At 72.9% G+C, this 6739-nt stretch carries 3 protein-coding genes, 1 pseudogene and 1 riboswitch; of the genes and pseudogenes, 3 read left to right on the forward strand and 1 reads right to left on the reverse strand.

Translation table 11 applies throughout. The annotated features are described in order from the left end of the window. Positions 1-209: 209 nt before the first annotated feature. On the reverse strand, positions 210-3110 hold the full coding sequence (gcvP, locus tag ACFV6I_RS35665; RefSeq protein WP_380340912.1) for an aminomethyl-transferring glycine dehydrogenase: 2901 nt from the start codon (positions 3108-3110) through the stop codon (positions 210-212). A gap of 236 nt (positions 3111-3346) precedes the next feature. Further along, positions 3347-3450: riboswitch (glycine riboswitch) on the reverse strand. A gap of 223 nt (positions 3451-3673) precedes the next feature. Between gcvP and ACFV6I_RS35670 the strand changes: the two are divergent. From ACFV6I_RS35670 to ACFV6I_RS35680, 3 genes and pseudogenes are all read left to right on the forward strand, one after another. Beyond that, a pseudogene (locus tag ACFV6I_RS35670) lies at positions 3674-4036 on the forward strand (PRC-barrel domain-containing protein); the annotation flags it as partial. Positions 4037-4048: 12 nt separating this feature from the next. Beyond that, positions 4049-4918, forward strand: coding sequence for a DUF2382 domain-containing protein (locus tag ACFV6I_RS35675; protein WP_380430063.1), 870 nt, complete (start codon positions 4049-4051; stop codon positions 4916-4918). 180 nt (positions 4919-5098) lie between these two features. Continuing rightward, positions 5099-6595 carry an MFS transporter gene (locus ACFV6I_RS35680; protein ID WP_079136056.1) on the forward strand — a complete coding sequence of 499 codons (1497 nt, stop codon included), beginning with the start codon at positions 5099-5101 and terminating at the stop codon, positions 6593-6595. Positions 6596-6739 lie beyond the last annotated feature (144 nt).

The raw sequence follows: 6739 nt of genomic DNA on the forward strand, positions 1-6739 counted from the left end.
CGCCCACCACCCCCCCGCCCCCGACACTACCGCGCCCCCCCGCGCCTCCCGCCGCCGCGCCGCGCGCCGGGGCGTCTTCCTCCGCCGCGGCGCGCGCGCGCCCCCCCCCGCGCCGACCCCCCCGCGCGGGCGCCCGCGGCGCCCCCACAAAACGGGGCGGCGGCCCGCGGCACGGGGGCCTCGCGCCGCTGCCGTACGTCCGGTCCGGATCAGACGCCGTACTCCTCCAGCGGCGGGCAGGAGCAGACCAGGTTGCGGTCGCCGTACGCGCCGTCGATCCGGCTGACCGGCGGCCAGTACTTGTCCGCCGGGTTCACACCCGCCGGGAAGACCGCCTCCTGCCGCGAGTAGCCGTGCGCCCAGTCGCCGGCCAGCTCGGCGGCGGTGTGCGGGGCGTTGCGCAGCGGGTTGTCCGCGGCCGCCCACTCGCCCGAGCCGACCTTGTCGACCTCGGCCCGGATCTCGATCATCGCGTCGCAGAACCGGTCGATCTCGTGCAGGTCCTCGGACTCGGTCGGCTCGATCATCAGCGTGCCGGCCACCGGGAAGGACATCGTCGGCGCGTGGAAGCCGTAGTCGATCAGGCGCTTGGCGATGTCGTCCACCGTCACGCCCGTCTCCTTGGTCAGCGGGCGCAGGTCGATGATGCACTCGTGCGCGACCAGCCCGCCGGGGCCGGTGTAGAGCACCGGGAAGTGCGGTGCCAGCCGCTTGGCGATGTAGTTGGCGTTCAGCACCGCGACCTGGGTCGCGCGCTTGAGGCCCTCGCCGCCCATCAGCCGGACGTACGCCCAGGAGATCGGCAGGATGGCCGCCGAGCCCCACGGCGCCGCCGAGATCGGGCCGACCCCGGTGGCCGGGCCGGCCTCCGGCTGCAGCGGGTGGTTCGGCAGGTACGGCGCCAGGTGGGCACGCACCGCGACCGGACCGACGCCCGGGCCGCCGCCGCCGTGCGGGATGCAGAAGGTCTTGTGCAGGTTCAGGTGCGAGACGTCCGCGCCGAACTTGCCCGGCTTGGCGAGGCCGACCAGGGCGTTCAGGTTGGCACCGTCCACGTACACCTGGCCGCCGGCCTCGTGCACCAGGGCACAGATGTCGGTGATCTGGGTCTCGTACACGCCGTGGGTGGACGGGTAGGTGACCATCAGCACGGAGAGGCTGTCCCGGTGCTGCTCGATCTTGGCCTTCAGGTCCTCGACGTCCACGTCGCCGTCGACCAGGGTCTTCACCACGACCACGCGCATGCCGGCCATCACCGCGGAGGCCGCGTTGGTGCCGTGCGCGGAGGACGGGATCAGGCAGACGTCGCGCTGGGTGTCGCCGTTGGCGTGGTGGTAGGCGCGGACGGCCAGCAGGCCGGCCAGCTCGCCCTGCGAGCCCGCGTTCGGCTGGATCGAGACGGCGTCGTAGCCGGTCACCTCGACCAGCTGGCGCTCCAGCTCGCGGATCAGGCTGAGGAAGCCCTGGGCCTGCTCGATCGGCGCGAAGGGGTGCAGCTGGCCGAACTCCGGCCAGGTGACGGCCTCCATCTCGGTGGTCGCGTTGAGCTTCATGGTGCAGGAGCCCAGCGGGATCATGCCGCGGTCCAGCGCGTAGTCCCGGTCCGACAGGCGGCGCAGGTAGCGCAGCATGGCGGTCTCCGAGCGGTGGCTGTGGAAGACCGGGTGGGTCAGGTACTCGTCCTGGCGCAGCAGCGCGGCCGGCAGCGCGTCGGCGCCCTCGGCGACCTCGACCGCGGGGACGCCGAACGCGGCCCAGACGGCGGCCAGGTGCTCGCGGGTGGTGGTCTCGTCGGTGGAGACCGAGATCCGGTCCGCGCCGTCCTGGTGGACGTTGACGCCGTTGGCGCGGGCGGCGGCCGCGATCTCGGCGGCACGGCCCGGGACGACGGCGGTGACGGTGTCGAAGAACTCGCCGTGCAGCAGCTCGACGCCGCCGGCCCGCAGGCCCTCGGCGAGGGCGGCGGCGTAGCGGTGGGTGCGGCGGGCGATGTCGGCCAGGCCGTCCGGGCCGTGGTAGACGGCGTACATCGAGGCCATGACGGCGAGCAGCACCTGGGCGGTGCAGATGTTGCTGGTGGCCTTCTCGCGGCGGATGTGCTGCTCGCGGGTCTGCAGCGCCAGGCGGTAGGCGCGGTTGCCGTCGGCGTCGACCGAGACGCCGACCAGGCGGCCGGGCAGCGAGCGGGCGTACTCGGCGCGCACCGACAGGTAGCCGGCGTGCGGGCCGCCGAAGCCCATCGGCACGCCGAAGCGCTGCGAGGTGCCGCAGGCGATGTCGGCGCCGAGCGAGCCCGGCGAGGCGAGCAGGGTCAGCGCCAGCAGGTCGGCGGCGACCGCGACGATCGCGCCGAGGCCGTGCGCCTGCTCGATGACCGGGGTGAGGTCGCGGACCACACCGGTGGCGCCCGGGTACTGGAGCAGCACGCCGAAGACGCCGCGCTCGGCGATCTCGGCCGGGATGCCCTCGGACAGGTCGGCGACGACGACCTCGACACCGGTCGGCACCGCGCGGGTGTTGATCACCGCGGTGGTCTGCGGCAGGGTCTCGGCGTCGACCAGGAAGACACCGCCCTTGACCTTGGTGACGCGGCGGGCGAGCGCCATCGCCTCGGCGGCCGCGGTGCCCTCGTCGAGCAGCGAGGAGCCGGAGGTCGGCAGGCCGGTCAGGTCGGAGACCAGGGTCTGGAAGTTGAGCAGCGCCTCCAGGCGGCCCTGGGAGATCTCCGGCTGGTACGGCGTGTAGGCGGTGTACCAGGCCGGGTTCTCCATGACGTTGCGCAGGATCACCGGCGGGGTGAAGGTCCCGTAGTAGCCCAGGCCGATCATCGGCTGGAGCACCTGGTTGCGGCTCGCCAGCTCGCGCAGTTCGGCGAGCACCTGCGCCTCGCTGCGGCCGCCGGGCAGGTCCAGGCCGGTGATGGAGCGGATCGCCTCGGGAACGGCGGTGGCGGCGAGTTCGTCCAGCGAGCCGTAGCCGATGGACGCCAGCATCTTCTGCTGCGCGGCGTCGTCGGGGCCGATGTGGCGGTTCTCGAAGGGGCTGGCCAGCTCAAGCTCGGTGAGGGTCGAGGCGCCGGTGGGGCGTCCCGCGTTCGGCTGGGCGTTCATGGTGGTCGAGGCCTCCTGGTCACGGACCGGCGGGGGTGCGCACGCCGGCCGGCCGGAGCCGCTGCGGACAGCGATTCGACCCGGGCGGGCGAACCCGACAGGCCTCCCCCTCTGTCATCGGGACCTGAGAGCTTCACCCGCACGGCGCGCTGTGGCACGCCGCCGGCTTGCACCGTCGGTGAGGGTGGTGGCCGTCGGCTCCCTGCCGACGGTCCTGCCCTGCTTTCCAGAGTGACCTACCCCACACGGTACGGATGCCTGAGAGATTCCGGGGAGGAGTTGCTCCTTCGGCGCCCCGACCAGCGCTTTCCGTGGCCGGGGACTCTCCCGAGCGGGCTCGGCGGTCGCCGCCCAGGGTACCAGCGGCAGGCCCCCTGATCACGGCCGCGTCGGGTCACTCCGGGTCTACGCGCGTCCCCCGGACGGTCCAGCCCGAAGCCCGTCCGGCGCACCCCGGTCGCGCCCGTCCGATTCATGGCCTTTGGTGTGAAGTGGCAGGCGGAACGGGTGCTCCGGCCACGGTCCTGCGGGAGTTCCGCAGGCGCAGCGCACTGGAGGAAAGAGTGCAAACCGACATCGATCCCCGGGACCTCATCGGCCACAAGGCGGTCGACCGCAACGGAGACAAGATCGGCACGGTCGACGAGGTCTACCTGGACGACGCCACCGGCCAGCCGGAGTGGGCAGCCGTCCGGACCGGCATCTTCGGCCGGGACGCCTTCGTCCCGCTCACCACCAGCGAGTTCTCCGGCGACGAGCTCCGGGTGCCGTACGACAAGTCGCTGGTGAAGGAGTCGCCGGACTTCGGCGTCGGCCAGCACCTGTCGCCCGCCCAGGAGCTCCAGCTCTACCGCTACTACGGCCTGGACACCCCGGCGAACGGTCGGCCGGTCAGCCGGGACGCCGACCGGCCTGTCGGCCGCGAGGGTGACCGGCTGATCGGCCGGGACGGTGACCGCCCAGCCGGCCGGGACGCCGACCGGCCCGTCGGCCGCGAGGGTGACCGGCCCATCGGCCGGGACGGTGACCGCCCAGCCGGCCGGGACGCCGACCGGCCCATCGGCCGCGAGGGTGACCGACCGGCGCGGCCCGACCTCGACTTCGGCACCACCTCGGCGGCCGAGCCCGTGAAGCCCATCACCTTCCACTCCCTCGGCCCCGCCCCGACCACCACCCCTGCCGACCCCACCGGCACCGCGACGGAGGTCAACGTGCGGACCCTCAACACCCCCGCGCCCGCAGCAGCCCCCACGACGACCGAGCCCAAGCCGCAGCCCGCCCCGGTCGTGACGACCACCGCGACCACGAACTCGGTCATGGCCGCGCCGGTCTCGGAGCGCTCGACCGGCCCGGCCACCTCGTCCCCCAACGGCCCGGTGGAGATCACCTGCCGCGAGGAGCGCCTGGACATCACCACGGACTGGCACATCGTGGGCACCGCGAAGCTGCGCAAGTACGTGACCAGCGAGCAGGTCGAGCGCCGCGTCCCGGTGGTCCGCGAGCGCGTCCGGGTGGAGCGGATGCCGGTGAGCGAGGCCGAGCGCGCCTCGCTCACCGAGAAGGAGATCGCCGAGGCGGTGGAGGAGGTCACCCTGCGCGAGGAGCGCCCGGTGGTCCGCAAGTACCTCACCCCGATCGAGCGGGTCCGCCTGGTGGTGGAGCGCTACACCGCCGAGGAGGTGATCCGGGACGAGCTGCGCCGCGAGCACGTCGAGGTCCACGACAACACGGCCGCCGCCCCGGCGACCCCGGCAGCCACCCCGGTGGCCGAGACCCCCCGCCCGGCCGTGCTGCGCCCGTTCGCCTGACCCCTCGCCCCCAGGGCCCCGGACCCCTCGGTCCGGGGCCCTCGGCATGCCCCGTCCCGGCCGCCACCCGGCCGGAATCCTTCGATTTTGCCAAAGCGTCACCAATGGATATTTGACACTCTGAAGTATCTCCCGGCATGGTTACTTCAGTTCATTCACTATGTACGGGAGGAAGCAACCGTGAGTGAGGCACCACAGCCCACCACCGCGGCCGAGAAGCAGAGCAGCGCCCGGGTCCTGCCGGCCCTCATCCTGGCGATGCTGTCGTTCAGCGTGGTGCAGACCGCGGTCGTCCCGATCCTGCCCTCGCTGGCCAAGGAACTGAGCGTCTCCGCGTCCAGCATCACCTGGCTGATGACCGCCAACCTGCTCTCCGCCGCCGTGCTGACTCCCCTGCTGGGCCGCTTCGGCGACCTCCGGGGCCGTAAGCCGATGCTGCTGATCTCGCTGGCCGGTCTGGTCGCCGGTTCGGCACTGGCGGTCAGCACCCACTCCTTCACCTGGCTGGTCGTCGCCCGCGTCCTTCAGGGCGCCGGCGGTGGCGTGCTCCCGCTGGCGATCAGCATCGTCCGCGACGAGCTGCCCAAGCAGAAGGTGACCGGCGGCGTCGCCGCCATCAGCGCCTCGATGGGTGTCGGCTCCGGCCTCGGCCTGGTCGCGACCGGTCTCCTGCTGGAGCACTGGAGCTACAAGTCGATCTTCTGGATGGGCCTGGTCTTCGGCCTGATCGCGGTCGCCCTGGTCGCGTTCCGCGTCCCGTCCGACCCGGTCACCGACAAGGAGGGCGGCGCCGACCCGCTCGGCGCCCTCACCCTGGCCGGCTGGCTCTCCGCCCTGCTCGTCGCGGTCAGCCAGGGCAACCACTGGGGCTGGACCTCGACCAAGACCCTCGGCCTGTTCGCCGTGGCCGCCGTCGTCGCCCTGATCTGGGGGGTCATCGAGACCAAGGTCGCGCACCCCCTGGTGGACATGAAGATGATGTCCCGTCCGGCCGTCGCCTTCACCAACCTGGCCGGCCTGCTGATCGGCTTCGGCATGTACGGCTCGTTCATGGTGATCAGCAACTTCGCCCAGACCCCGGAGAAGCTCACCCACTACGGCTTCACCGCGACCGTCCTGCACGCCGGTCTGCTGCTGCTGCCGTCCGCGATCGGCTCGATGGTGGCGGCTCCGGTCGGCGCGATGCTGATCGCCCGCCGCGGCCCGCGCCTGCCGCTGGTCCTCGGTGGCGTCCTGGGTGCCGTCGCGATGGCCTACCTGGCCGTGCGGCACAGCCACGAGGGCGACATCTACACCTCCTCGGCGATCTTCGGCCTGGGCATCGGCCTGGCGTTCTCCGCGATGCCGGCGTACATCAACGGCGCCGTCCCGGTGGAGCAGAGCGGCATCGCCAACGGCATGAACGCCGTGCTGCGCACCGTCGGTGGCGCGATCGGCACCGCCGTGATGGCCGCCATCCTGACCGGCGACACCATGAAGCTGCCGCCGCAGATCCCGCTGCTGCTGCCCACCCTGGACGCCTACAAGCACGCGTTCTGGGTCGCGGCCGTCGTCTGCGCCGTCGCCGGCGTCGTCCCGTTCCTGATCCGCGGCACCAAGTCGGCCGCCACCGTCGTCGCCTCGGGCGGCGCGGCCGAGCGGAACTCCAGCCCCGAGCTGGCCAAGACCGACGCCTGACCAGGCGTCCGGCCGCCGCGCTCAGGGACAGGGGGCGGCGGCCGGCGGCGGGCAGCGGGGGGCGGGGCGCACAGCCCCCCCCAGAGAGGGCGCCGGGTGGGGGCCCCCCCCCCCCTCAAGACTCACCAAAGCCACTATCACTGA

This window comes from Kitasatospora sp. NPDC059803 (assembly GCF_042732255.1).
In the GTDB taxonomy this organism is placed as follows: Bacteria; Actinomycetota; Actinomycetes; order Streptomycetales; family Streptomycetaceae; genus Kitasatospora.

Coding starts and splice junctions, on each gene's coding strand:
- gcvP (WP_380340912.1), bottom strand. CDS start 3,110: ATGAACGCCCAGCCGAACGCGGGACGCCCCACCGGCGCCTCGACCCTC.